The organism is Candidatus Cryptobacteroides sp., from assembly GCF_056207615.1.
In genome coordinates, this window is record NZ_JBAEER010000057.1 from 1 (window position 1) to 23,629 (window position 23,629).

The 23,629-nt window shown below is 51.9% G+C and carries 18 protein-coding genes and 1 pseudogene; 8 read left to right on the forward strand and 11 right to left on the reverse strand.

What is annotated here, in order from left to right; translation table 11 throughout:
* Together AC06ND_RS03495 and AC06ND_RS03500 are read right to left on the reverse strand one after the other, a co-directional pair.
* Window positions 1-892, reverse strand: an 892-nt coding sequence (locus tag AC06ND_RS03495; RefSeq protein ID WP_475677605.1) for a histidine kinase dimerization/phospho-acceptor domain-containing protein, incomplete at its 3' end; no start/stop codon positions are given.
* Between the two features lie 9 nt (window positions 893-901).
* Window positions 902-1,357: a hypothetical protein gene (locus AC06ND_RS03500; protein WP_475677606.1), complete on the reverse strand. Its 456-nt coding sequence runs from the start codon at window positions 1,355-1,357 to the stop codon at window positions 902-904.
* 93 nt (window positions 1,358-1,450) lie between these two features.
* Between AC06ND_RS03500 and AC06ND_RS03505 the strand changes: the two genes are divergently transcribed.
* On the forward strand, window positions 1,451-2,407 hold the full coding sequence (locus tag AC06ND_RS03505; RefSeq protein ID WP_475677607.1) for a hypothetical protein: 957 nt from the start codon (window positions 1,451-1,453) through the stop codon (window positions 2,405-2,407).
* A 24-nt stretch (window positions 2,408-2,431) separates the two neighbouring features.
* Here AC06ND_RS03505 and AC06ND_RS03510 read toward each other — a convergent pair whose 3' ends face one another.
* From AC06ND_RS03510 to AC06ND_RS03530, 5 genes and pseudogenes are all read right to left on the reverse strand, one after another.
* A complete protein-coding gene (locus AC06ND_RS03510) occupies window positions 2,432-2,929 on the reverse strand; it encodes a response regulator (protein WP_475677608.1) in 498 nt (165 codons plus the stop codon).
* A 150-nt stretch (window positions 2,930-3,079) separates the two neighbouring features.
* Window positions 3,080-4,069 carry an aldo/keto reductase gene (locus AC06ND_RS03515; protein ID WP_475677609.1) on the reverse strand — a complete coding sequence of 330 codons (990 nt, stop codon included), beginning with the start codon at window positions 4,067-4,069 and terminating at the stop codon, window positions 3,080-3,082.
* Window positions 4,070-4,082: 13 nt separating this feature from the next.
* Window positions 4,083-4,823 carry a peptidylprolyl isomerase gene (locus AC06ND_RS03520; RefSeq protein WP_475677626.1) on the reverse strand — a complete coding sequence of 247 codons (741 nt, stop codon included), beginning with the start codon at window positions 4,821-4,823 and terminating at the stop codon, window positions 4,083-4,085.
* 15 nt (window positions 4,824-4,838) lie between these two features.
* A pseudogene (locus AC06ND_RS03525) lies at window positions 4,839-6,944 on the reverse strand (type IA DNA topoisomerase); the annotation flags it as partial.
* Window positions 6,945-7,844, reverse strand: a complete 900-nt coding sequence (locus AC06ND_RS03530) for a helix-turn-helix domain-containing protein (RefSeq protein WP_475677610.1) — start codon at window positions 7,842-7,844, stop codon at window positions 6,945-6,947.
* Window positions 7,845-7,895: 51 nt separating this feature from the next.
* Here AC06ND_RS03530 and AC06ND_RS03535 point away from each other — a divergent pair, with 51 nt between their 5' ends.
* The 4 genes from AC06ND_RS03535 (at window position 7,896) to AC06ND_RS03550 (ending at window position 13,392) form a co-directional block, all read left to right on the forward strand.
* Window positions 7,896-8,294: a YkvA family protein gene (locus AC06ND_RS03535; protein ID WP_475677611.1), complete on the forward strand. Its 399-nt coding sequence runs from the start codon at window positions 7,896-7,898 to the stop codon at window positions 8,292-8,294.
* 170 nt (window positions 8,295-8,464) lie between these two features.
* Window positions 8,465-12,307, forward strand: a complete 3,843-nt coding sequence (locus AC06ND_RS03540) for a glycoside hydrolase family 3 C-terminal domain-containing protein (protein ID WP_475677612.1) — start codon at window positions 8,465-8,467, stop codon at window positions 12,305-12,307.
* Window positions 12,308-12,856, forward strand: coding sequence for a hypothetical protein (locus AC06ND_RS03545; RefSeq protein WP_475677613.1), 549 nt, complete (start codon window positions 12,308-12,310; stop codon window positions 12,854-12,856).
* A gap of 44 nt (window positions 12,857-12,900) precedes the next feature.
* Window positions 12,901-13,392, forward strand: coding sequence for a TonB-dependent receptor plug domain-containing protein (locus tag AC06ND_RS03550; RefSeq protein ID WP_475677614.1), 492 nt, complete (start codon window positions 12,901-12,903; stop codon window positions 13,390-13,392).
* 1 nt (window position 13,393) lies between these two features.
* Here the strand turns inward: AC06ND_RS03550 and AC06ND_RS03555 are convergent, their stop codons facing one another.
* Genes AC06ND_RS03555 through AC06ND_RS03565 form a run of 3 tightly spaced genes read right to left on the reverse strand, consistent with a single transcriptional unit; the run spans window position 13,394 to window position 17,789 of the window.
* Window positions 13,394-15,205, reverse strand: a complete 1,812-nt coding sequence (locus AC06ND_RS03555) for a CotH kinase family protein (protein WP_475677615.1) — start codon at window positions 15,203-15,205, stop codon at window positions 13,394-13,396.
* Window positions 15,202-15,807: a formate/nitrite transporter family protein gene (locus tag AC06ND_RS03560; RefSeq protein WP_475677616.1), complete on the reverse strand. Its 606-nt coding sequence runs from the start codon at window positions 15,805-15,807 to the stop codon at window positions 15,202-15,204. Before AC06ND_RS03560 ends, AC06ND_RS03555 begins: the two co-directional genes overlap by 4 nt.
* A gap of 38 nt (window positions 15,808-15,845) precedes the next feature.
* Window positions 15,846-17,789, reverse strand: a complete 1,944-nt coding sequence (locus AC06ND_RS03565; protein WP_475677617.1) for a sensor histidine kinase — start codon at window positions 17,787-17,789, stop codon at window positions 15,846-15,848.
* A gap of 170 nt (window positions 17,790-17,959) precedes the next feature.
* Here AC06ND_RS03565 and AC06ND_RS03570 point away from each other — a divergent pair, with 170 nt between their 5' ends.
* On the forward strand, window positions 17,960-18,673 hold the full coding sequence (locus tag AC06ND_RS03570) for a head GIN domain-containing protein (RefSeq protein WP_475677618.1): 714 nt from the start codon (window positions 17,960-17,962) through the stop codon (window positions 18,671-18,673).
* Window positions 18,674-18,781: 108 nt separating this feature from the next.
* Here the strand turns inward: AC06ND_RS03570 and AC06ND_RS03575 are convergent, their stop codons facing one another.
* Window positions 18,782-19,639 (reverse strand): sigma-70 family RNA polymerase sigma factor, encoded by an 858-nt coding sequence (locus AC06ND_RS03575; protein WP_475677619.1) that lies wholly within the window; start codon window positions 19,637-19,639, stop codon window positions 18,782-18,784.
* 157 nt (window positions 19,640-19,796) lie between these two features.
* On the opposite strand from AC06ND_RS03575, the gene AC06ND_RS03580 reads away from it, so the two are divergent.
* Window positions 19,797-21,980 (forward strand): ATP-dependent helicase, encoded by a 2,184-nt coding sequence (locus tag AC06ND_RS03580; RefSeq protein WP_475677620.1) that lies wholly within the window; start codon window positions 19,797-19,799, stop codon window positions 21,978-21,980.
* A gap of 127 nt (window positions 21,981-22,107) precedes the next feature.
* The gene (locus AC06ND_RS03585; RefSeq protein WP_475677621.1) at window positions 22,108-23,628 is read left to right on the forward strand and encodes a hypothetical protein; all 1,521 of its coding nucleotides are present in this window, start codon (window positions 22,108-22,110) and stop codon (window positions 23,626-23,628) included.
* The last annotated feature ends 1 nt before the right edge of the window (window position 23,629 follow it).

Genomic DNA, 23,629 nt, shown 5'->3' on the forward strand with positions numbered 1-23,629 from the left:
CTTCGGAGGTGTAGTAGATCTTCACGCCCTCAGGTACCCTGTACTCGACGCTCTTGATGGACTGTCGGAGTATCTCGTTACATTCCGTGTCACAGATATCGACCTTGTAGTTGCCCTTCTCGACATCCCCTAGGTCGAGGATATCATCGATGAGCATCATCAGCATCTTTGAATTGATCTGTATGTAGTCAGCGTACTGGAGCTTTTCTTCCTCGCTGTTGACACCTTCAGGAAGGCTCAGCAACTGCGAGAAACCGATGATCGCGTTCAGCGGGGTACGGATTTCATGGCTCACGTTCTGGACGAACTGGGTCTTGATCTTGTCGTTCTGCTCCGCGCTCTTGCGAGCCTGGATTATCTCGGTCTCGTCGTGCATGAAGATATGCACATAACGATTCCCTTCGAACACGGCAAAGACTTTGCTGAACATCTCCAGTTCTGAATTCTTAAGGGCGAATCGGGTACTTTTCTCCCCTGCCGCCATAGCTTCATTGAGGTGTTCAATAAACTCGGTACCGGAGCCAGGGAAGGTCTCCAACAAGGTTTTCTCGCCCAATACCTGACCGGTCGACTCATACCAAGCACGTGTCTGCTTGTTTGCACTGACGTTGCGGATATCCTTGATCTTACCTTGCTCATCAAGGATGAGCTTGGCCTTTACAAAACTTATGGGGACCTCTTCGATAAGATTTCGGTAACGCACCGATGCATCGAATTCCCTTTGCCTGAGTTTCATCGACTTCTTCGTTTGGACATACAATGTCAGCATGAAGACGACGAGCAGCAGAAGTATGAACACGACGCAAAGACTGATGGTAAAATACATCCCATCAGTCTCAGGCGTCAAGGCCAGAAAGGCCCAGGCGCTCAATGTCGTGTTCTTCAATATCATATTGACGTTTTATTTCTTGAGGAAGCTTCCGAGTATGCCGGCAGCTGCGCCGAGAAGTCCCTTGCCTGCACCGCCCTTGAGGGTGATGAGGATATCGTTGATGTCTACGTCACCGTCGCCATCCTGATCCTTGATCAGACCGGAAAGCTTGGTCATCGAGGTAGGCACGAGACCTGCCAATGCACCTGAAATGGTCTTGTCGAGGTTGAGCTTGCCAAGCACGTTCTGAGCGAACATGTTCGATGCAAGAGCTGTCACAGCGCTGTTGGCTGGATTCACCTTTCCTGAGAAGAGGTCTTTGAGCTGATCGAGACCTCCGGCCTTGGTAGCAGTCTGAGTAAGGCTGCCGAGAATAGACTCAGAAAGTCCTCCGAGAACCTGATTCTGGATATTTGCCGGAATCTGAACCTTTCCAGAGGCCGATTTTACGGCCATAGCGATGATGTCGTTGATTGTGTTTGCCATGGGAAAATATCGTTAACTGTCTTTCAATAAAATAAATGGTGCAATAAAGTTAAATCTTTTTTCCTAATTTTACATTGAAAAAAAACTTTTACCATGAAGAAATATACCCATGCCTGGCTGGCCATGATGGCCATGAAGAGATTGCAATATGCGACGATGCCCACAGATCAGCTAGCCGACGACGCGGCTTCGCTCGTGAAATGGTTCAAGGATTATCGCGATTTCGTCGTCGAAGGAGCTTGGTATCCGGACGAGGTCTTCAAGGACATGGCAACCAGCCACGTCATCAAGTATACGCCTGCCACAGAGAACGGCTCCAGGGACTTCAAGAAGCTTCCTGCGACTATGGTGTTCCCTACCCTCGTGAAGAAGTCCCCTCTCATGGGCAAGGAATTCAAGATCGAGAGCGGGAATCTTGCAGACAGGTGCGAGGCAGTCTGCCATGACATAGTCGATGACTTCAAGATGCTCAAGACCGAGGACAAGGGATGCCCGGTCAGCCCGTCATGCAACCATATTGCCATCAGATTCTTCATCCTCAGCCACTACATCGCAGACTGCCACATGCCGCTTCACTGCGATTCAAGGTCTTTCTCCGAAGGCAAGAACATCCACGGACACATAGAGAGCGAGTGGGACAAGGCTGTTAAGAAATCATACGTGATCGACCTCAAGGGCGAGAGATTCGGATATGACCCAGAAGGATACCCTCTCCTCACCGGAAAGGAAACAGAGCTGATCAAGGCAGTCGAGGAAGACCTCAAGTCGAGAGTGTATAACCATAGTTGGGGTACCAAGAACAGCAACTGCTGGGACTACATGAGCGCAATTTCGGAGTACTCATATCTGCTCTCGCACGAGATGCTCCCAGACAGCGTGGATCCTGAGACAATCGACGCCAAGGGATTCAAGGCTCTCGATTCATACGCAGATTTCGAAAAATATAGCGCCGCAATCATGTGCGACGCTGTAGATTCCATTGCCAGAGTCTGGCTTCACGTATGGGCTCGTTACCGTAAGTGGGCAAAGCCAGGCAAGAGCGAAGAATAGACAGTAAAAGGAGAACAATCAGTATCATCCCACATAAGACGGCGCTACAGGTATGACTTTCTCCGGAACCTGTGGGATGATCATTCCCTCCTTCACGGACGCGCTGTCAGCGAAGAACACCGAACGAACCTGCTCGAAGAGCTCGGACATGACGATAGGCTTCTTCACGTAGCCGATCGCACCCATGTCACGCGCCTGTATAAGGTTCTCGCGTGCGGTGAATGCGCTCGCGATAAGAACAGGGACATCGGCGGTGACCGGATTGGATTTTATGGCAGAAAGTATATCATAGCCACTGATATCGGGCATAAGAAGATCGAGGATCACGAGATCCGGCTTATTGGCTTTGAGCCATTCCAAGGTCGACTGGCCGTTGGAAAGTGTTACTACCTTAGCGTTGCACGCAGTAAGCATCTTCTCCACAAGCACAGTATTGAACTTGACGTCATCGACGGCAAGGATGAGCTTCCCACGGAGATCAGGGAAGGCTGACTTGTTGGTGTTTTGTGCGTTTGTATTCATGGGTATAATGTTTCAGTTGCGAAGGTAAACCATATCTTAATGTTCGCAAATTTTGACATTTCCAGTTTTCCCAATGATATTCCGCTTTAAGCAAAAATGGCCTCCACAGCACGTGGAAGCCATTATTGTTTTCACAATTCCTTACAAAAATCAAAAAACTTCTGCCAAATTCTCCTTAAGCGCACCAACTATGGTGTGAGGACGGTATGGCTCCTCGAGATAGGCTGCATCAGCATCGCTGAGTTCGAAGTCCACTGCCCTCACGGCCTCGTCGAAATGGTGCATTTTCGATGCTCCGACGATAGGTGCGGCAACTCCCCTCTTGATATGCCAGCTGAGGGCGATTTCCGACATCGAGACTCCGTACCTCTTGGCGAGTTCGTCCACCCTCGCGATGATCTCGAGATCATTCTCCATCGCATGGTCGTACTTGCCGCGTATGGTCATGTCTGTCTTGCTGCGCATGGTACCGCTCTCCCATCCGGTATGGCTGAGATGTCCTCCGGCAAGCGGAGAATATGGGATGCGGCTGACACCGTACTGCTCACAGATCGGTATGAGCTCATGCTCATCCTCGCGATAGAGAAGGTTATAGTGGTCCTGCATGGTCTCGAACTTGGTCCAACCGTTCTTCTCCGCGCACACCTGCATATTATGGAACTGGTATCCGTACATCGCAGAAGCACCGATTGCACGTACCTTTCCAGCCTTCACGAGAGAGTCGAGAGTCTCCATCGTCTCCTCGATAGGAGTATCGAAATCGTAGCGATGGATCTGGTAGAGGTCGATGTAGTCCGTGTCGAGCCTCCTCAACGAACCCTCCACCTCGCGTAGAATCGCCTTGCGCGAAAGGAAGCCCTCATTGAAATAGACCTTGGTCGCAAGCACGACCTTGTCCCTCGGGATGCCGAGATTCTTGAGCGACTTGCCGACATATTCCTCGCTTGTTCCGTGCGCATAGGAATTCGCCGTGTCAAAGAAATTGACGCCGAGATCGAGCGCATGGCTGATCATTTCCTGGGACTTCTGCTGGTCCAAGGTCCATAGGAGGAAATCCTCGAAAGGCTGTCCGAATGACATGCATCCTACGCAGATGCGAGAGACTTCGATATCCGTATTGCCGAGCTTAGTATATTTCATAGTGTTTCCGGTCTTACTGAATTACTGTAACTGTCATGGTGATATCCTCTTCAGGACGGTCTGCGCCATCGGTAGCGACGTTCTGGATCGCATCCACGACCTCAAGTCCGCTCTCCACCTCACCGAACACGGTGTACTGTCCATCAAGGAATGGAGTGCCGCCGACGGTCGAATAGATGGTCTTCTGCTCAGGGCTGAGCTTGCCGAGACCTTTTTCCTTCACGATGGCCTGAGTCATGGCGGTGAGCTCGTCCTGAAGTGCTGAGAGGCCGGCGCGGTCACGATTGCGTCTCATATCCATGATCTGCTCACGTCTCTCGGCTGCGAGCGAATTGAACACTGTCTGCTGAGCCTGCATTTCCATCTGACGTGCAAGCTGTCCGAGCTGACCCTCCGAGTAGGTCTGGCCCCATACGATATAGAACTGCGAACCGCTGCTCTTGCGCTCAGGGTTTGCCTCGTCGCCGAGCCTTGCCGCAGCAAGAGCGCCCCTCTTGTGGAAGAGAGTCGGGTTGATTTCTGCAGGAAGAGTGTATCCAGGACCGCCTGAGCCCAAGCGTGCTCCCTTTGCGGCTCCCTTGCTGTCAGGATCGCCACCCTGGACCATAAAGTCCTTGATTACCCTATGGAAGAGAGTTCCGTCATAATATCCCTGCTTAGCGAGCTGGATGAAATTGTCCCTGTGGTATGGGGTCTCGTCGTAGAGCCTCACCACGATCTCACCTTTCGGTGTCTTGATGCTTACTTTTGCCATTTTATTCTTGTCTATTGTCTTTCTCTTTTCATCTACCTTCTCGAAATCGAAGGCTATCCTCTTATCGTCATCGAGCTTCAGTGCTGCCTCGAACTCATTTCCGGACTTCGACTTGAAACCTTTGAGCACCTGCGTGCGACCTGTGGTGATGAGTTTCTTCATCGTCGCTTCCGAAAGGAGCTTGCCTGCCACGGTCCTCCAGAGGGAATGTCCGCAGACCTTGCACTTGACGTTGTTGTCCCACACCCTCATCGGTCCTCCGCAACACGGACATTTGATCGCGTCCGGTTCAGCCTCGGCCATTGCTGCCGCCCTGAGAGAGACATCGTCGATTGAAAGAATCTCCGATGTGAGAGCCTGTACATAGCGGCGGATAGACTCGTCGAAAGCCGCAGGAGACACAGCCCCGTCAACGATCTTCGAAAGAGAGGTTTCCCACCTTCCTGTCATCTCGACATTGGCTATATATTTGTCTTTCACGGACTCATAGATCGCGAGGCCGATCGGGCTCGGCACAAGAGCCTTGCCCTGACGGGTGACATACCCACGCTTCAGGATGGTCTCTATCTCACCGGCCCTGGTCGCAGGAGTTCCGATTCCGACATCCTTGAGCGCACTCTTGAGGTCATCGTCATCGACCTCCTTTCCGGCATGCTCCATCGCTTCGAGAAGCGTAGCCTCAGTATGGAGCGGCTTAGGTTTGGTCTTGCCTTCCGTACATTCCACAGCGGTGACAGGAGTTACGTCGCCAACCACGAAAGGAGGCAGGTCCTGTTCCTCTTCCTCCCCTTCCTTCTTCTTGTCGGCCTTGTCGTTCAGCACGGCCTTCCATCCCGGGTTCACGACTATGTTGCCCCTCGCAGAGAAGACGATGTCATCAGCCACGAGCTCCGCACTGGTCGAGATCATGTCGCATTTCGGCGAAACCGACTCGAGAAGTCTTGCGAGCACGAGATCATAGACCTTCTGCTCCGTGTCAGACAGTCCCTGAGGGAGCACCTCGGTAGGGAGCAGCGCATGGTGGTCAGTAACCTTGGTGGCGTCCACGCTGCGCCGGTTCAATGTCTTTCCCTCGAGGCCGGACGCCACCGCACCGAAACGTGGGTGTGCGTTCTGCATGCGTATCAGTGACGGCAAGGTCGCGAAGACGTCGTCAGGAACGAACTTGGAACCGGTACGAGGATATGTGAGAACTTTCTTCTCGTAGAGTCTCTGCGCCGTATCAAGCGTATCCTGCGCAGACATATTATATCTCTTGTTCGCCTCTTTCTGGAGGGAAGTAAGGTCATGAAGGTAAGGAGGAGCAAGCGACTTGTCCTTCTTTTCCATCTTGGTGACAGTGAGCGCACCTATCTGCTCGACCTTCTCGACGGCTGCGTCAACCTTATCCTTCTCCAGGAAGCGATCCTTGGTCACAGCCTTGAACTCGATGCCGTCACGGGTTGCAGTGATCCTGATGTTCCAGAATGTCTGAGGTACGAAATCCCTATTCTCCAGATATCGCTTGCACACCATCGCAAGGGTCGGTGTCTGAACCCTTCCGAGGGAACGGACGCCCCTGCCGGCGACTATGGACAGGGCTCGGGTGGCATTGATGCCGACGAGCCAGTCCGCCTCGCTGCGAGCCTTTCCTGCAGCGTAGAGCGTATCGAACTCGGAATTCTCATGGAGATTCTCCAGTCCCTCGCGTATCGCCTTGTCCGTCAGGGAGGAAATCCAAAGTCTCTTCACTGGTTTCGTGCATCCGACATAGGAATAGATGTACCTCTGTATGAGCTCACCCTCACGGCCGGCATCACCCGCATTTATGATGTACTCGCATTCGTCGAAAAGCTTGCGTATCACCTCCAGCTGGTGAACATAGCCGTCATCGGCCTTCTTCTTGCCGTCTGCACCGGTAGTCTGGCCGGGCTGAAGCAGGAAGCTCGGCGGCATGACGGGTAAGTTCTCCGCGCGCCACGGCACGTCCGATTCAGGCGCCGTAATCTGCACAAGGTGGCCGAAAGCCCACGTCACGCAGTATCCGTTTCCGGAAATGAATCCATCCTCCCTCCTGTTCGCACCCACGATGTGGGCAAGTTCCCTCGCCACTGACGGTTTCTCTGCAATGATGACGACCATCTACCCTATGTGATTAAGAGACCTCCTGTACTCCGACGGAGTGAGGCCTGTATAAGACTTGAATGCGTTGTAGAATGTACGGCTGTTGCTGAAGCCGCAAAGCGAAGATATCTCGTCGAATTTCCTGTCGGGATTGTCCTTGAGCATGCTCACGGCTTCCGCAATCCTGTATGAATTGACAAAGGCCCTGAAATTGGGTGCGAGCCTGCCTACAGCCGACGAAACGTATGTACGGTTCACTCCGAGCGCCTCCGTGAGAAGTTCAAGCGAAAAGTCTGGATTCAGGTATGGCTTGTCGCTCTGCATGTACGCGACGATCTTCTTTCCAAGTTCGTCGTCCTCGTCGACGTTCTTCACATGGGCCTTGTTCTCTACGATCTGCTGACTCTTCAGCACGAGCTGACGGTTCGCCTTTCCGAGCTTTGCCAGCACATAGGACACCGCAGCCAGCGCGATCAGCACCAATGCGAAGATTATTATGAAAAGCGTCATGATCACACGTTGATTGTGCCTCTCAGCCTCCTTCCGGGCAATTTCCTGCTCACGAAGTTCCGTCATGACGTGGATCTCCGGAACAATGCGCTCGGACCAGCGCTTCATATCCTCCGGCGTACCCCACTTGTTGAGCACCCTGTAAATCGAGATGAACCACTTCTTCGACGTATCCCAATTCCCCAATGCACGGTAGCAGAGTGCGAGATAGAAATGGCCTTCAAACTTTACGTTGAGGTCCTCGCTGGGCGTTCCTGCCTTCGACACGAACTCCTTGAGGGTCTCGATGGCTTCCTGGTAATCGCCGGCTTCATACTGGGATTTGCCCAGTTCCAGGAGTTCCCTGTCAAGGACGAAGCCCCAGGCCGAGGAGACGGTCAGGAGACAAGCAAACAGAAGTGCGGTCATCTTTTTCATTACAGAAACAAAATTACGAACTTTTTCCCATATATTTGTCCTATGAACTGGCCCGAAGACATAGAAAAATACGGAAAGCACTTTTCTGACGGATCTTTCTGGAAGAAGCTCATCAAGCATGCGAAGAAGCTTGGAGCGAAGACCATGTATATGGCTCTTCTTCTCTTCTATGCGTGGCAGAGCGAGGGCGTGACCAACAAGGAGAGGGCGATGATAGTCGGTGCGCTGGGATATCTCATCTTTCCTGCCGACCTCATCCCGGATTTCATTCCGGCTGCCGGCTATGTGGACGATATCGCAGCACTCACCATCGCCATCTACAAGGTCATGAGGAACATCACCCCGGAGATCAAGATGCAGGCGAAAGCGAAGCTACGCGAGCTGATAGGAGACTTCGACGAGGCCGAAATAATCATTGATGACACCATAGACGAACAGTAGAAGACCGTGAATTTCGACCTATATTCTTCAAATTAAGCCCAAATATCTTCGTTCAGACCCCAAAATATGCCGACATCCTTTCAGGATGTTGGCTTTTTTAATATCTATCCTTATCTTTAATTGCTAAAATAGCAGAATAGCACAAAACCATATTACATTATAACCACACCATGAAAAAAAGATCTGTTCTCAGGGCAGGCATCGCAATCTCTGCTGCTCTCGCCCTTGCAGCTTCGGTAGCTTTCGTACCGGCTGACAAGAAGGTCACCAAGACCACGCCGATCTACCTCAACACGAACTACACGTTCGAGGAGAGAGCCGTAGACCTCGTGTCACGTCTCACCCTTGAGGAGAAGGAAAGTCTTCTCGGCAACAACATGGCTGCAGTTCCAAGACTCGGAATCAAGCAGTACAACGTATGGAGCGAGGCTCTTCACGGAGTCCTTTCCGGAGCCAATCCATCAGTAGGCCTCCAGGGTCCTACATCATTCCCAGGAAGTGTCGCACTCGGTTCGTCATGGGATCCTGAGCTCCTCGAACTCGAGGCTTCCGTCATCGCAGATGAGGCTCGCGCAATTTTCCAGACCGGAACCAAGGGACTTACCTTCTGGTCACCAGTAGTGGAGCCTATCCGTGACCCAAGATGGGGTCGCACCGGTGAGTCTTACGGTGAGGATCCATTCCTCGCAGCAACCATGTCAAGCGGCTTCGTAAGAGGTCTCATGGGCAGCGACGAGACCTACATGAAGGCAGTTCCTACCGCAAAGCATTATTTCGCCAACAACTCCGAGTTCGACCGCCACGTCAGCAGCTCGAACATGGACAGCCGCGACATGAGGGAGTTCTATCTCTATCCTTACAAGGAGCTCATCGAGAATGACAATCTCCCATCGATCATGTCATCATACAACGCAGTCAACCACGTCCCTACCTCAGCCAGCGAGCTCTATCTCGACACCATCGCCCGCAGGACCTATGGTATGAAGGGTTATGTTACCGGCGACTGTGCAGCAATCGAGGACATCTACACCGGACACTACTATGTGGAGACTGCAGAGGAAGCAACAGCAGCAGGCCTCAAGGCCGGTGTCGACTCTGACTGCGGTAGCGTATACCAGAGATTCGCGATCAGCGCTCTCGAAAAAGGTCTCATCACAATGGCAGACATCGACCGCGCACTCGTGAACATGTTCACCGTCCGTATGAGGACCGGTGAGTTCGACCCTGAGTCAATGGTTCCTTACACCAAGTACCCAGCAAGTGTCGTGAACTCCGAGAGGAGCCAGGCAATCGCCGAGGAAGTTGCAACCCGCACTCCTGTCCTCCTCAAGAACACCACCCCTGCAGGCTTCGCGAACAAGGCTCTCCCTCTCGACGTGAACGCTATCAAGAGCATCGCCATCATCGGCCCACAGGCTGACGACGTAGAGCTCGGTCCTTACTCAGGCCGTCCTGAGGAGTCAAGCAAGACCACCCCTTACCAGGGCTTTACCAAGTACATCGCAGACAAGGGTCTCGATATCGACCTCACTCTCGCTTCAGGTGGTAGCACCAAGAGCAAGAGTAACCTCCTTTATGTAGCTTACTTCGAGCTCGCAAAGCCAGACGGCACCGTCACCAGGCAGGACGCTACCCAGTACAGCTTCTCATCTGAGGGCATCACCGTCGGCTCAGGTATGGGCGAAGAGGAGCAGGTTCGTTCTATCGACGACGGCTCATGGACCGCTTATGAGAACATTGACCTCATGAACGTTGAGCAGATCACCATCGGTCTCAACATCCCTACAGAGGGCGGTATCGTCGAAGTTCGCGTAGGTTCTCCAGAAGGAAACCTCATCAGTACTATCGAGGCAACCAAGGCATCCGGCAAGCGCGTCGGTGGTGTCTACGGATCCAGCATGCCTCTCGAGGCTAAGGTCAACAAGCTTGGCTACAACGGTCCTCAGACCCTCTATCTCGTATACAAGGCACCAGAAGACGAGGAGATCGATCCTGCAGTCATCAAGGCAGCCAAGGAGTCTGACGTCGCTATCGTATTCGTAGGTACCGACGAGAACACCGCTACCGAGGAGGCTGACCGTCTTACTCTCCTCCTCCCTGGTAACCAGGTCAAGCTCATCCAGGCAGTCGCTGCAGTAAACAAGAATACCGTTGTCGTAATGCAGACTCTCGGCTGTGTAGAGGTTGAGGAGTTCAAGAACCTCGAGAACGTATCTGCAATCCTCTGGACTGGCTACAACGGCCAGGCTCAGGGTGCTGCTATCCCTAAGGTTCTCTTCGGTGACGTAACCCCAGGCGGTAAGCTTAACGCTACCTGGTACAAGAGCGTCAACGACCTCCCTGCAATCACCGACTACACCCTCCGTGCAAACGACGGCAAGAACGGACGTACCCTCTGGTACTTCACCAAGCCAGTTTCATACGAGTTCGGTTACGGTATCTCTTACACCACTTTCGAATACTCTAACTTCGAGATCAGCAAGACCGCTATCACTCCTGACGACAAGATCACCATCAGCGTAGATGTAACCAACACCGGTTCATACGACGGCGACGAGGTCGTACAGATCTACATGACCACTCCTGACAGCCCTGCATCACTCCAGAGGCCATTCAAGAGACTCAAGGGCTTCCAGAGGGTAACCATCCCTGTCGGACAGACCAAGACCGTGGACATCGACATCGACTGCGCAGACCTCTGGTTCTGGGACATGGACAAGGATTGCATCACCTACGATTCAGGAAGGTATGTATTCGAGGTCGGTTCTTCATCGAAGGACATCCGTGGTACCGTTACCGCCACCATGAACGGCAAGAGCTTCAAGCCAGCCCTCAAGGTTGTCGTTGCTGACTGCGGCGTCTCAGTCATGAGAGCAGGTCAGACCGCACAGACCAAGGTTACCGGAAGCTTGACAGACGACAGCTTCACCGATATCACCAAGGCCAAGGTTCGTTACATCAGCAGCAACCCTAACGTTGCAAGCGTTGACGCAAACGGTCTCGTTACCGCTAAGTCTATGGGCGTAGCAACCATCACCGCAAGGGTTACCGTTGACGGCAAGACCGTAAGCGGAAGCTATGCGATCAAGGTCAATCCAGAGCTCGCACTCGCCACCCTCACTGTTGACGGCAAGTCTATCCTCAAGAGCGGCGTAAACCAGTACAGCATCGTAAGGAAGGCCTCTGCAAAGGCACCTGTAGTCAAGGCTACAGCAAAGGACCCTAAGCTCGAGGTTGTAGTCAAGCAGGCAAACGCAGTTCCTGGTACCGCAATCGTGAAGGTTATCGATAACGTTACCTGCGACGAGTCTGAATATGCAGTATGCTTCGGTGTGAAGGGCGTATCTGACGAGTTCAACGGTGCAGCACTCGGCAAGACCTGGAACGTGGTAAGGAAGAACGCTTCTGCCCTCTCAGTGAAGGACGGCGCTCTCAACATCACCACCGCAAATGGTGACCTCACCCTCGCAAACAACAACGCAGAGAACCTCGTTCTCCAGAGTGCAAACAGCGACTGGACCATTGAGACCAAACTCAGCACATCTGCAACTCCTGGCAACCCTGGCCAGAACGCAGGTCTCGTGGCATACGAGGATGACGACAACTTCGTCAAGCTCGTTTACGCGAACATGTCATTCGGACGTGGCATGCGCATGCCTGAGGCAGGTGCTCCAGCTACCGGCAGCGTACAGCTCGTAGCTGAGGACAACGGTAACAACAAGACTACCGTTGCCATCAACCTCGACTCTGCAGCTGACGTCATCTACCTCCGTCTCGTGAAGAAGGGCACAAGCTACACCGCCACCTACTCTCTCAACGGCAGGGACTACATCAAGCTCGGTGAGACCGATGTCCTCCTCAAGGACATCCAGGCTGGCGTGATGGCAAGCAACGGCGTTCGCAACGCAGCAATGATGAGGATGCCACGCGGCATGGCTGGCATGAATATGGAAGATGCTGCTCCTATCACCGCATCATTCGATTCATTCAAGATCACTACCAGTCTCAAGTAAATGAAGAGACTACTCCGCATAGCAGTAATAAGCCTGGCCATGACGATCTCATGGTCGGGCTTCGCTGCGGACGGAGAACCCGACATCAAGGGAAAGACCGTGTGCGTCGCTTCCCTGGACAACGTGAAATATCTCGTCACTGACGCTGGCGAGATTGCAAGTACGAAGGACGGAATCACTTGGAAGACCTTCGACTTCAATGAAAACTACGCCGGATACTACGGTCATGTGGACTTCTCATGCATCTGCATGTCTGGTCTGAACATACTGGCAGCCGGCACCTACGAGGACGGACGTCCTGCCGTATTCGTATCCACAAGGGGTACGGTATGGTCAGAGCGTTCACTAACATACAAGATCAACGGACAGACCTATGAGCTCGAGGCTGCACCACTGGGAGCCGCTTATGACAAGAACCTCGACAGGTACGTCCTGGAATGTACGGACGGAATCTACTTCGTACTCCCCAACTGCTCACATTGCAATCAGATAGGCTTCCAGATGACAGAAGACATCAGCCGACTGACCTTCTTCAGGAAACAGGACTGACGCTTTTAGAACGACAATAACGTAAACTCCATAATACAGATAAAATGAAAAGAATCATTGTTTCACTCGTATGCCTGATCGGAATCGCGGTATCCTCATACGCCCAGAACGCGAACAAGGACGTGAACGTTGACAAGCACAAGACGAGGTACACCAGTATCATCGACCTTATTAAAGGTATCCCAGGAGTGAATGTCACGGGAGGTGGCGACGGCGTAATGCCTGAAGTCATCATCCGTGGTATCGGAACAAACTCGAGCAACACCCAGCCGCTGTTCATCGTCGATGACGTGATCACCAGCGACTTCACCTATCTCAATCCGGACGACGTTGACCATGTAGAAGTGCTCAAGGACGGAACCGCAGCGATCTATGGAATCCAGGGCGCCAACGGTGTCATCATGTTCTACACGAAGACATTCATGGAGCAGCAGGAAAGGGCAGCTGAGCAGGCAAGACTCGCCAGGGCTCAGGCAAAGCAGGCCAAGCTTGAGGCAAAGGCCGCAAAGAAGCAGGCAAAGGCCAGCAAGAAGTAGATTACTTCAGATTGGCAATATTCCTATCCATCCATTCCCACTTCTTGACGAAGCCGTCCTTGATCCTTGCGACCGCCTGGTCGAAGCTCATACTCTCGTCTCCGTTCTCAAAACTGGTATCGATAGGCCACATATCGTGGTTGATCTCTTCAGAATCTCTGATCTGATCAGCCACTTTCTGTATATAGTCAGGAAGCTTCCTGAGTTCGTCCTTCTGGAGATTCCAACGCTCGATGAGCCTCTCGCGGAACTTCGGATCCTTGGTCAAGATAGGATAGTAGAGGGTCTTCGTCGCTCCTGCCCACATATTTGAATAGGTAGGGACGAAACCGTGATAGTCGAAATCCCATACAGGTCCATGCATGAGCTTTCCTCCCCTGTCCTTATACATATAGCAGCTGTGGGTGCCAGGGCTCGGCCATGTATTGTAGAAGTCGGTATTGTTCGTCAGTTCCTCCACGATAAGGTAGTCTATGCATGAGTCCACGTCCAGATACTCCTCGTATTCGTGGGCCTGGAGCCTCTCGCTGTCCTTTAGTATGGCTTCAAGTTCGGAAACATATCCCTGAAGATAACTGAAGGCCGCTGGCGAAAGTTCCTCTTCGTCTGGTTCCTTGAACATATAAGGAAGCCTGAACTTAGGAGACTTGAACTTGTTCACCTCATCATAATAGGTGTCAATTTCAAGAAGGTATCCACCAGAGATCAGCTCAGGATCTGTCTCCATAGGTTCCATCTTCTCGATGTTCACGCGATTCTTGTCTATCTTTATCTGCTCGCAGAGATAGTAGTTACCAACATGCTTACCGTTGAGCACGACCTCGACGAACTCACCTTTCACGGTATAGTCGAGTCCGCTATGGCGAGAAAGCCAGAAAGCGGCATCGTTTCTCATCAGAGTGCGGTCCTTCCAATTCGCGAGGAGCACCCACCTCTTGTGCTTGGGCATTCCAAGTACCTTTGCCTTCTCGTCAAGCTTGATCGCATAAGGTTTCTTTACATAGTTCCATGTCGAATTTCCCCTGCCCCTGATGCTGGTACCACACTCAAGGTCGACGGTTCCGTCCGGAAGAACGATCTTCATGCTGCCGCCTTCCACCCACACTGTCTTGCTCGTGATAGGCTTTGGAGTCTCGATGAAAACTGTAGGTAGTCCGGTATTTCTGACCTCCACCTTATATTCCGCAGTACTGTTCCCGACCACCGCCTGGAGAGTCACGGGCTTGTTGAAATCCACTTTGGAACTGCCTGAAGTAACGTCCTTGCCGTCAGCCATGACTTTCTCTGCTTCAGCAACGAACTCCAGCTTCAGATCAGAAAATTCGCTGCGGGCAGGAACCACTGCCGTAAAGGTCGATGTCGCGGCGTTGAACTTAGCCGGCCTTCCCTCTATGGTCACGGCGCTGATGCCCGGATTCGCGAGCTTAGCTTCGACCGAAGCCGTCATCACGTTCTTCACACCGCGGTCGACGCGAACCATGAATGAAGTACTTTCCGGAGCCCCCGACTTGATCTTAATGTCAAGTTCCCAAAGTCCTTCGCCGAGGTCATGCTTGTCGCTTACCACAAGATATGGATTTTCGACCCCACTCTGAGCCTGGAGACTGAGCACGGCATTCCTCTGAGACAGAAGGTTGTCCGGAGACGTCCTGACACGAATATGCCCGACATGGTCCTCCGCATAATACATAGTCTTGGGACAAGACAGCCTGATGGAGAAATTGTCGTTGTTCTCCTTGGTACATGACTGTGAAAAAAACGCCGTGGTCATGAGTACCACAGCGATTAACTTACTTGCAATATTCCTCATCATATCTGTTCCTCCCCCATCATGATGAAACGATAGAGATTGCAACCGACAAAGTTGCCTATCACTATACATACATAGAAAAGGAGTATGCTCCAGAAATGCTCGCCCCAGAAAGAAAGCGAGCAGGTCAGATAATAGAATGCATCTGCAACGCAGTGCGGGAAACCGCATACGATGAACATAGGCACGCAGAAAAGAAGAGGGAGGAACTGGCCCTTGCGTGAGAAGGTCACGGCTGTCGTCATCAGGAAGCCGCAGCCGATGGCGAGTAATCCTCCTTTCCATGGTCCCAGTGCCAATCTACCTGAAAGAATCTTCTCCGCAGCCTCCTGGATAGGCATAGGCGACAGTCGGGCAAGAAGTCCGACGAGAAGACAACCTATGATATTGCCGAAGAGGACAAGAAAGAGATGTCCGACCTCGCCCTTGACGATAAAGCCGGCAGTACCGGTATACAGTTTAAGCTTGTAGCTTACTACGGCGATGAGTCCGCATGCGAAAAGCACTGCTCCGGCAATACCTCCGATCGCGAGATATCCGAATCCGGCTATGCCTATGCATATACCGGCAAGAATCGAAGACTTGATAGTAGTCGATGGCTTCATAGTTCTGGGTCTTTATGTGGTAACTGTCCTTAGGGCTGCTACAGCTTCGTATAGTCCGTAAGTTCAAGGTCGAGAGGATGGATGAAGACAAACCTTGCTCCGTCCTTATAGCTTGTGTCTACCTTGACGGTACCCTTCAGTTTCTGGGACACCATCTTACATATATTGAGGCCGAGGCCTGTACCCTGTACGAAAGAATTGAGCTTGGTGAAGCGCTCGAAGATATGCTCTGCCTTTCCCTCCGGGATTCCGTCGCCGGTATCGGTCACACTGAAGGTAATCATACCCGGATTCTCCTCGAGAGATGCATCCACGATAATGCTGCCTTTCTTGGTGTGCTTGCAGGCATTGGTGAGGTAGTTGATGAGTATCTGCTGGACACGGCCAGGATCGGTATTCATCGTGAAGCCTTCAGGAAGCTTCGCATTGTTGATCAGTGCCACGCCGTCAGGTACCCTGTACTCTATGCTGGAGATGGAAGAGTCGAGTATCTTGTCTACGCTGACATTTGTGATATTGATGCTATAGTTGCCGCTCTCGATGTCTGCGATATTGAGGATGTCGTCGATGAGCATGGTAAGCATCTCACCATTGTTCATGATAGCCTTGCTGAACTGCTCCTTCTCGGCATCTTCCCAATCAAGCCCAGGTGATGAAAGAAGCTGGGAGAATCCCAGGATCGCGTTCAGAGGTGTCCTGATCTCATGGCTCATGTTCTGGACGAAGAGGTCCTTCATCTTCGATCCAGACTCAGCCTTGACACGCGCCTCGTCGATGACCTTGTTCATGGCCTCCAGTTCGAGGAACTGCCTGTGCTTGATCAGGAGCATATAGGTGATGAGGAAGGTCACGATGATGAAGAGTGCGGACACGAGCACCATCACGATAATCACGAGACTCTGTCTCTTATGCCTTGCCTGGTTCTCGATATGCTCCGTTCTGAACTTGACAGAATACTCCGCGATATCACTGGCTGACGCCTCCGTTGTGAGGGAATCCTTATGTTCCTGCTGCTTCTCGAGGTTCTCGAAGGCCATCTTCCAGTCACCTTTGGCCTTGGCATACTCTATCCATTCGTTGTAGACTTCGTGATTGGTGCTGCTTGCGCTCTCTCCGATCAGCCTCTCTGCCTCGTCGAAATCCTTACGCTGAAGAGCATCCGTGAGGAGTATGCTGAGGTAATTCTCATCCATCGGGCTGAGGACGTTCTCCTTCTCGAGATAGTCGAAATACCTGTAGAAGTCATCGTATTCCTCGCGGGATGCATAGACAAGAGCGGCGGCGGTAGCATACTTGAGCGTATCTGCATAAGTCTTGGCCGTCTCGATCACCTTCTCCACATAGAAAAGGGTCGAGTCATCCTTCGCCGGCATCAGGGTCGCAACATCGAAATAAGTCTGTGAAATGGACTGGGTCTCCTTGAGGTCCGTATTCCAGTACCAGTCGATCGCCTTCTTGTAATTCTCAACTGCGAGACGCTTGTTGCCCCTGAGGTGGTAGATGTTCGCAATTGCGCGGTACGAGCCGAACACGCCATAAGCGTCATTCTCCATCTCCGCCTCATGCATCACCTCGTTCGCAAGGTCAAGAGCGGTCACGACCTTTCCCTTGTTCAGGAGCAGGCCGACCTGAGAATTGAAGGCGTGGTAATAGTATTGCGAAAAGCCATACTGCCTTGCGATCTTCCTGAGATCTTCGGCGACACGCATGAAATTCGCCTCGTCAGATAGAGTGTAATAGTGGGCAAGTTCAGAACTCATTATGACACAGAGTCCCTTGTGGTCGCCCTTGTCAACGGCCAGCTGCTGACCTGCCTTGATGTAAGGGATGCACTGGTCCGTCCCCTTTGCCTTCCGGGAGAGGATGAAATAATCATACACCTGATCGTCTATCTCATACGGATTGTTCTGGGCGAACAGACTGGTAGAGATAAATGACGATAGGACAAGCAGCGTTGCGAGTATGACTATCCTGACTTTCATAACAAGGCAAATTTATAAAAATTTGGGATTATTGTGTAACAAATCTGCATTCTCGGCCATGTAATTGGGGATTCAGGAAAAGAATTGTAAAAAACATCAAATTTCATGTAACAAATCTGACATTCCATGCGTCTAATGTGCAAACCAAAAGGAAAAATTAGGATATGAAAATGAATAGGAAACTCTCACTTGCAGCGATTGCTGCCACCTTCACAGCCATCCTCTCCATAGCTTCAATCAATGAGGCTTACGCAGACTCAAGGATAAAGAGGAACACTCCGGATTTCCATGCAGTCACAAACATGGCCCCTGTCGACGTAATCTACACTCACGGCGAGAAATGCGAGGTCTACCTTGACGGTGACATGAAATACATGGATAAGATCCACACTGAAGTAAAGAACGGAACCCTCAACATCTACATCGATAGAGGCCGCTATTACAACATCAGGATGTCCGTCATCGTCAGTTCTCCTGCCATCGACGCGCTCACTGTCTCAGGCAGCGGTGAGATCAAGGTCAACGGTCCTATCGGAGGTCAGGGATCCATCAGGCTGGGTGTCACCGGAAGTGGAGACATCGAGACAGAGTTCATCGACTACGAGAGGATTGACGCCTATGTGACCGGCAGCGGAGACGTCAATATCAGGAAGGCATCAGGCGACTTCTGTGAGTTCAAGGTAACAGGATCCGGAGACATTGACGTAGACCACATCGAAGCTGACGAGATCAACCTCCTCGTGACAGGCTCAGGCGACATCTCGATCAGCGGAAAGGCTGAGTTGCTCAAAGCCAACGTGACAGGTTCCGGCGACATAGCAGGCTCGATGCAGGTGAACAAGATCGAAACCAGAAAGACTGGCAGCGGGAGCATCAGGCTCTAAACATATTTATTAGTTTGCTTTTACAATGATCAAAGGCGCCGCGATTCTCATCGTGGCGCCTTTTCGTAAAAAAGTATTGTTCCTAGTGTGTGTTGTGACAATCTGATTCTAGAGATACTGCCTCAGACCGAAGAAATCAGAGCTGCTGAGCAGCCTCTTGAGTGCCTTCTCCTTGATCTGGCGTACCCTCTCCCTGGTAAGGTCGAGTTTGTCGGCGATCTCCTCGAGAGACATCTCCGGTCTGCCAAGTCCGAAGTTCATCCTGACGATGTCCGCATCCCTCTGAGGAAGTATGCTCAGCGCCCTTTCGAGGTCGGTCGCGAGCGACTCGTCCATCACAGTGGCGTCCGTTGCGTCGATTGAGGTATCCGGAATGACGTCGTAGAGATTACCGTCCTCATCATCGCCCATGAAAGAAGCATCCATGGAGATATGACCACCGGCAACCCTGTTGCTCTCCCTGACCTTGTCCTCCATGATACCAGTGAGCTCTGCAAGCTCCTCTGCGGTAGGTTCGCGCATCTCCCTCTGGAGGAAATCGGCGCTGGCCTTCTTCATCTTGCTGATGTTTCCGATCTGGTTGAGAGGAAGCTTCACGACCCTGGACTGCTCCGAAATTCCCTGGAGGATGGACTGGCGGATCCACCATACCGCGTATGAGATGAACTTGAATCCGAGAGTATCATCGAACTTCTCCGCTGCCTTGATAAGGCCCATGTTGCCCTCAGTGATAAGGTCTCCGAGGTCGAGTCCGCTACCCTGATACTGCTTGGCGACGCTGACTACGAACCTGAGGTTCGCCTTCACGAGTTCCTGGAGCGCGTGTTCATCTCCCTGACGGATTCGCCTGGCGAGCTCAACTTCCTCGTCAGCCGTGATCATAGGGTATCTGGCAATGTCTGCAAGATAAGAATTCAGGGCATCGCTCCTATTTGTTATAGATTTTGTTATCTTTATCTGCTGCATATGAGAACCCCCATTTTTACGGGGTCGATTATTGATACGGACGAACAGAAAAAATGTTTCAGTAAAAAAGTGTTGATATTTTCGATTTTTTGACAATAAACACAAATAATTGGATACAATTAGTCCGTTTAGCAAAAAAAAGGTAATTTTGGGAATCATGGATCTTAGCATATTGAACGAAAGACAGAGAGACGCAGTAGTCTCCACGGAGGGTAGGATAAGAGTTGTGGCAGGCGCCGGTTCTGGAAAGACCAGGGCACTCGCCTACCGCTATGCATATATCGTGAACGAGATCGGAATCGATCCCGCGAACCTGCTTTGCCTCACCTTCACGAACAAGGCGGCTCAGGAGATGAAATCGCGAATCTCGCAGCTCGTGCCACCGGGTTACACCAATGACTTCGTATGCACCATCCATGGGTTCTGCGTCCGCTTCCTGCGCGAGGAGATCCACCGCCTCGGATATCCGAAGACCTTCCAGATCCTCGACGAGGACGATATGAAGAGCCTCGCAAAGCAGGTGCTGACTGAAAACAACACCGAGCGTTCGGTGAAGACGGTGCGCGACCTGCTCGACAAGCTCGCAGGATACAAGACCCACAATCCTTATGTAAGGGACATAATAGTCGACCGCAAGAACATCGAGGACAGAACCGTACTCCCCCACCAGGTACAGCTCATCCACAAGCAGAAGGACAAGCTCGCGCTGGATTTCGACGATCTGCTCGCGTTCACGCTCCACATTCTCCACACCTTCCCAGATGTATGCAGCAAGTGGCAGGAAAGGATGAGCTATGTCATGATCGACGAGGCTCAGGACTGCAACGGATCTGACTGGGACCTCGTTGAGACGCTCTCCGCGGTATGCGGCAACCTCTTCGTGGTCGGCGATCCGGACCAGTCCATATATGAATGGAGAGGCGCAAAGCCGGACCGGTTCGTCAGCTTCGGCTGCGACAGGACCATAGTGCTGGACGAGAACTACCGCTCGACCCCAGGCATACTCAGCGTCGCAAACGCCATCATCGTGAACAACAGGAACAGGATTCCGAAGGACATGTTCACAAGGCGCGGTGCCGGCGAGAACATCATCCATTTCCATGGTCGCGACGAGAAGCAGGAGGCAACATGGGTATGTGCCGAGATCATGCGCAGGATAGGCGAAGGTGCAAGGTACTCCGACTTTGCGGTGCTCTTCAGGGCCGCGCATCTCTCCCGTTTCATCGAGCAGACGATGATACAGATGGGCATACCTTATGTCATGTGGGGCGGCGTACGCTTCTTCGAGAGGCAGGAGGTGAAGGACTGCGTGAGCTACCTCAGGCTCATAGGCTGCGACGACGATCTTGCCTTCGAAAGGATAGTCAACACTCCGTCGAGAAAGGTCGGGAAAATCACTCTGGAGCTCATCTCGACCTATGCTTCAGAGGAGAACACGTCCCTCTTCCAGGCCCTCAAGAACCATCTCGGAGAGGGTAAGCTGGACAAGGCTGCGTTGCGTGAATTCGTAGATCTGGTGGAGAATTGCAGGCTCAGGATGGACTCCATGCCGGTTTCCACCATGATGGAGCACATACTCGAAAAGACCGGACTGAAGAAGGAATATCGCGACGACAATGACGAGCAGAGGCTAGAGAACATCACCGAGCTCCTGAATTCGATGAGGATGTGGGAATCCGAGCGCATAGACCAGGAAAGCGACCTCAACGCCTACCTCCAGGACATTGCCCTCTACACCAATGCAGACTACCGCAAGGAGACCGACAAGGTCAAGCTCATGACCGTGCACCAGTCCAAGGGTCTCGAGTTCCCGTACGTGTTCATCATCGGCCTGAGCGAAGGAATATTCCCGAATGCACGAAGCATCAGGGAGAGGAAGAAGGCCGCGCTCGAGGAAGAGAGAAGGCTCATGTACGTGGCGACCACCAGAGCGGAGAAGTGCCTGTACATGACCGAGTCCGAAGGATTCAACGTCCAGGCTCAGCAGGAGAAGCTTCCGTCCAGGTTCATCGCCGAGATCGGCAGGGAACTCTTCGTCACCGAGGGCGAGATGGACGAGGCTCTCTGGAACAGACTGAAGCTCCACCTCACCATTGAAGAGCTCCCGGACAGCCCGGATTCGTCATACGAGGATGAGGAAGAATCGGGAATCAAACCCGGAATGACGGTCGAGCACCGGCTCTTCGGCACCGGCACGGTCGAGGAGATCACAGACAACGGTTCATGCAAGGTCAGGTTCGGCAACGGAGCCATACGCTTCCTTCGCCCTGACGTGCTGAAACCCGTCGCCGTCGTCAGCATTCCCGTAAGCCCTCAGAAAGGCAGGAATAAACTGACATAATACGAGCCTTCTTGTCTTTTTGGTTGATACTATCAAATAATTCCATAAATTATCACAAATTCTATTGACAACGAGAGGATTTTTTGCTTATTTTTGAAATAATTTAAGAACACAAACATCAAGCAATATGAAAAAACACGCGATCTTAACAGCTGCATTAGCATTCTGTGCAGCCATCGTATCCTGTCAGAAGGAAGAACCTCTGAAGGATCTCACCCCATCATTTGACAGCCAGAACATATCGATCCACTCTGGCGAGACAGTAAAAGTCAATTTCAGTTTGAACGACGTTCGCGGATTCTCCATCAACGAAACCATAGAGTATGCTGCATTTGGAAGCTATAATGTAGCATTAGGTTTCAAGGACGATTACTCCGGTGGAACCGTGGAGATTGCTGCGCCCGACATCATCCTCGACAACACGCCATTCGACATAAACCTCACGTTCACTGACAGCCAGAACGACAGGGTATCTTCGAGTAAGATAACCGTCAATCCAATACTTGTCAATGGTTATGTAGAACTCGAAGAGGGCGCAAATTCTTATATTGTCGCGCCTGGCGCAGTGGCAGCGTTCCCTACAAGCCTCGGAAACTCAGGCGAATCTGCTATGACTGATGACATCATCCTCCAGTGGCAGGACACTCCTGGCCTCTTTGTTGATATGGTCCAGGTCGGACTTGATAGGGCAATCGTACGTTTCGCAGATGGTAAGGAAGGAAACGCTCTCCTTTCTGGTCTGGATGCTGAAGGCAATGTAGTATGGAGCTGGCATTTCTGGGTAGTGAAGGACACTCCTAAGGACGTGACCGTAGGCGGAGTCTCATTCATGGACCGCAACATCGGTGCTCTCAATCTTGACGAGAAGAGCGAGCTCTCTGTAGGCGTGACATATCAGTATGGCCGCAAGGATCCGTTCCCTTCAATCAAGTTCGGAGAATATGCGCTCAGGACAATCTACGATGCAGAAGGCGAAGAGGTGGAAATCGCAATCGTTAAGAACGAGGAAGAGAACAACCTCGCGAACGCAATTGCAAATCCTAGCACATTCTATAATAATGTATATGTATCCGGTGCAAAGCATGGCTACAGCTGGCTCACCACCGACGCTACCACTTTCGACCCTGAGGTGTTCATGTCACTCTGGGAGAATGACGGAAAGAAGTCTATGTACGACCCATGTCCTGCAGGCTACAAGGTGGCTCCGCTCTCAGCATGGGAGGGTGTGAAGGCCGCAACCGAAATCGTCGAGATCTGGGACGACGACTATGTAACCTTTGACGATTCAGCAATCGGAACAAACGAGAAGTATGCTGAAGGCAACAGGAAGAAGGTTCAGTTCAGAGGTGCAAGCTTCGACGGTCTCAGACTTACCATCACCGGTGAGATCAACTCTAACTCCGATAAATTCTCAACCGCGAACTGCATCGGCAAGCCGCTCCCTACCGCAGAGGTTTGGGCTGCGAATATCGATCCTGACTTCGCGTCAAAGCTCAACGCTTCTTACTTCAGAGGTACAGCCGTGAAGCTCAACACTTCTGGTAACGGTAACTATGATGACATCTCTGCAGTCAAGATGAATGCCCTCAGCACTGCCGGCAAGTACAATCTCAACTACGCTCTTCCTGTACGTTGCGTCAGGGAGTAAG

What these genes read in the sequence shown, in the direction of transcription:
- AC06ND_RS03500 (WP_475677606.1), bottom strand. Translation starts at nt 1,357, where the DNA reads ATGGCAAACACAATCAACGACATCATCGCTATGGCCGTAAAATCGGCC.
- AC06ND_RS03505 (WP_475677607.1), top strand. Translation starts at nt 1,451, where the DNA reads ATGAAGAAATATACCCATGCCTGGCTGGCCATGATGGCCATGAAGAGA.
- AC06ND_RS03510 (WP_475677608.1), bottom strand. Translation starts at nt 2,929, where the DNA reads ATGAATACAAACGCACAAAACACCAACAAGTCAGCCTTCCCTGATCTC.
- AC06ND_RS03515 (WP_475677609.1), bottom strand. Translation starts at nt 4,069, where the DNA reads ATGAAATATACTAAGCTCGGCAATACGGATATCGAAGTCTCTCGCATC.
- AC06ND_RS03520 (WP_475677626.1), bottom strand. Translation starts at nt 4,823, where the DNA reads ATGGCAAAAGTAAGCATCAAGACACCGAAAGGTGAGATCGTGGTGAGG.
- AC06ND_RS03530 (WP_475677610.1), bottom strand. Translation starts at nt 7,844, where the DNA reads ATGACCGCACTTCTGTTTGCTTGTCTCCTGACCGTCTCCTCGGCCTGG.
- AC06ND_RS03535 (WP_475677611.1), top strand. Translation starts at nt 7,896, where the DNA reads ATGAACTGGCCCGAAGACATAGAAAAATACGGAAAGCACTTTTCTGAC.
- AC06ND_RS03540 (WP_475677612.1), top strand. Translation starts at nt 8,465, where the DNA reads ATGAAAAAAAGATCTGTTCTCAGGGCAGGCATCGCAATCTCTGCTGCT.
- AC06ND_RS03545 (WP_475677613.1), top strand. Translation starts at nt 12,308, where the DNA reads ATGAAGAGACTACTCCGCATAGCAGTAATAAGCCTGGCCATGACGATC.
- AC06ND_RS03550 (WP_475677614.1), top strand. Translation starts at nt 12,901, where the DNA reads ATGAAAAGAATCATTGTTTCACTCGTATGCCTGATCGGAATCGCGGTA.
- AC06ND_RS03555 (WP_475677615.1), bottom strand. Translation starts at nt 15,205, where the DNA reads ATGATGAGGAATATTGCAAGTAAGTTAATCGCTGTGGTACTCATGACC.
- AC06ND_RS03560 (WP_475677616.1), bottom strand. Translation starts at nt 15,807, where the DNA reads ATGAAGCCATCGACTACTATCAAGTCTTCGATTCTTGCCGGTATATGC.
- AC06ND_RS03565 (WP_475677617.1), bottom strand. Translation starts at nt 17,789, where the DNA reads ATGAAAGTCAGGATAGTCATACTCGCAACGCTGCTTGTCCTATCGTCA.
- AC06ND_RS03570 (WP_475677618.1), top strand. Translation starts at nt 17,960, where the DNA reads ATGAATAGGAAACTCTCACTTGCAGCGATTGCTGCCACCTTCACAGCC.
- AC06ND_RS03575 (WP_475677619.1), bottom strand. Translation starts at nt 19,639, where the DNA reads ATGCAGCAGATAAAGATAACAAAATCTATAACAAATAGGAGCGATGCC.
- AC06ND_RS03580 (WP_475677620.1), top strand. Translation starts at nt 19,797, where the DNA reads ATGGATCTTAGCATATTGAACGAAAGACAGAGAGACGCAGTAGTCTCC.
- AC06ND_RS03585 (WP_475677621.1), top strand. Translation starts at nt 22,108, where the DNA reads ATGAAAAAACACGCGATCTTAACAGCTGCATTAGCATTCTGTGCAGCC.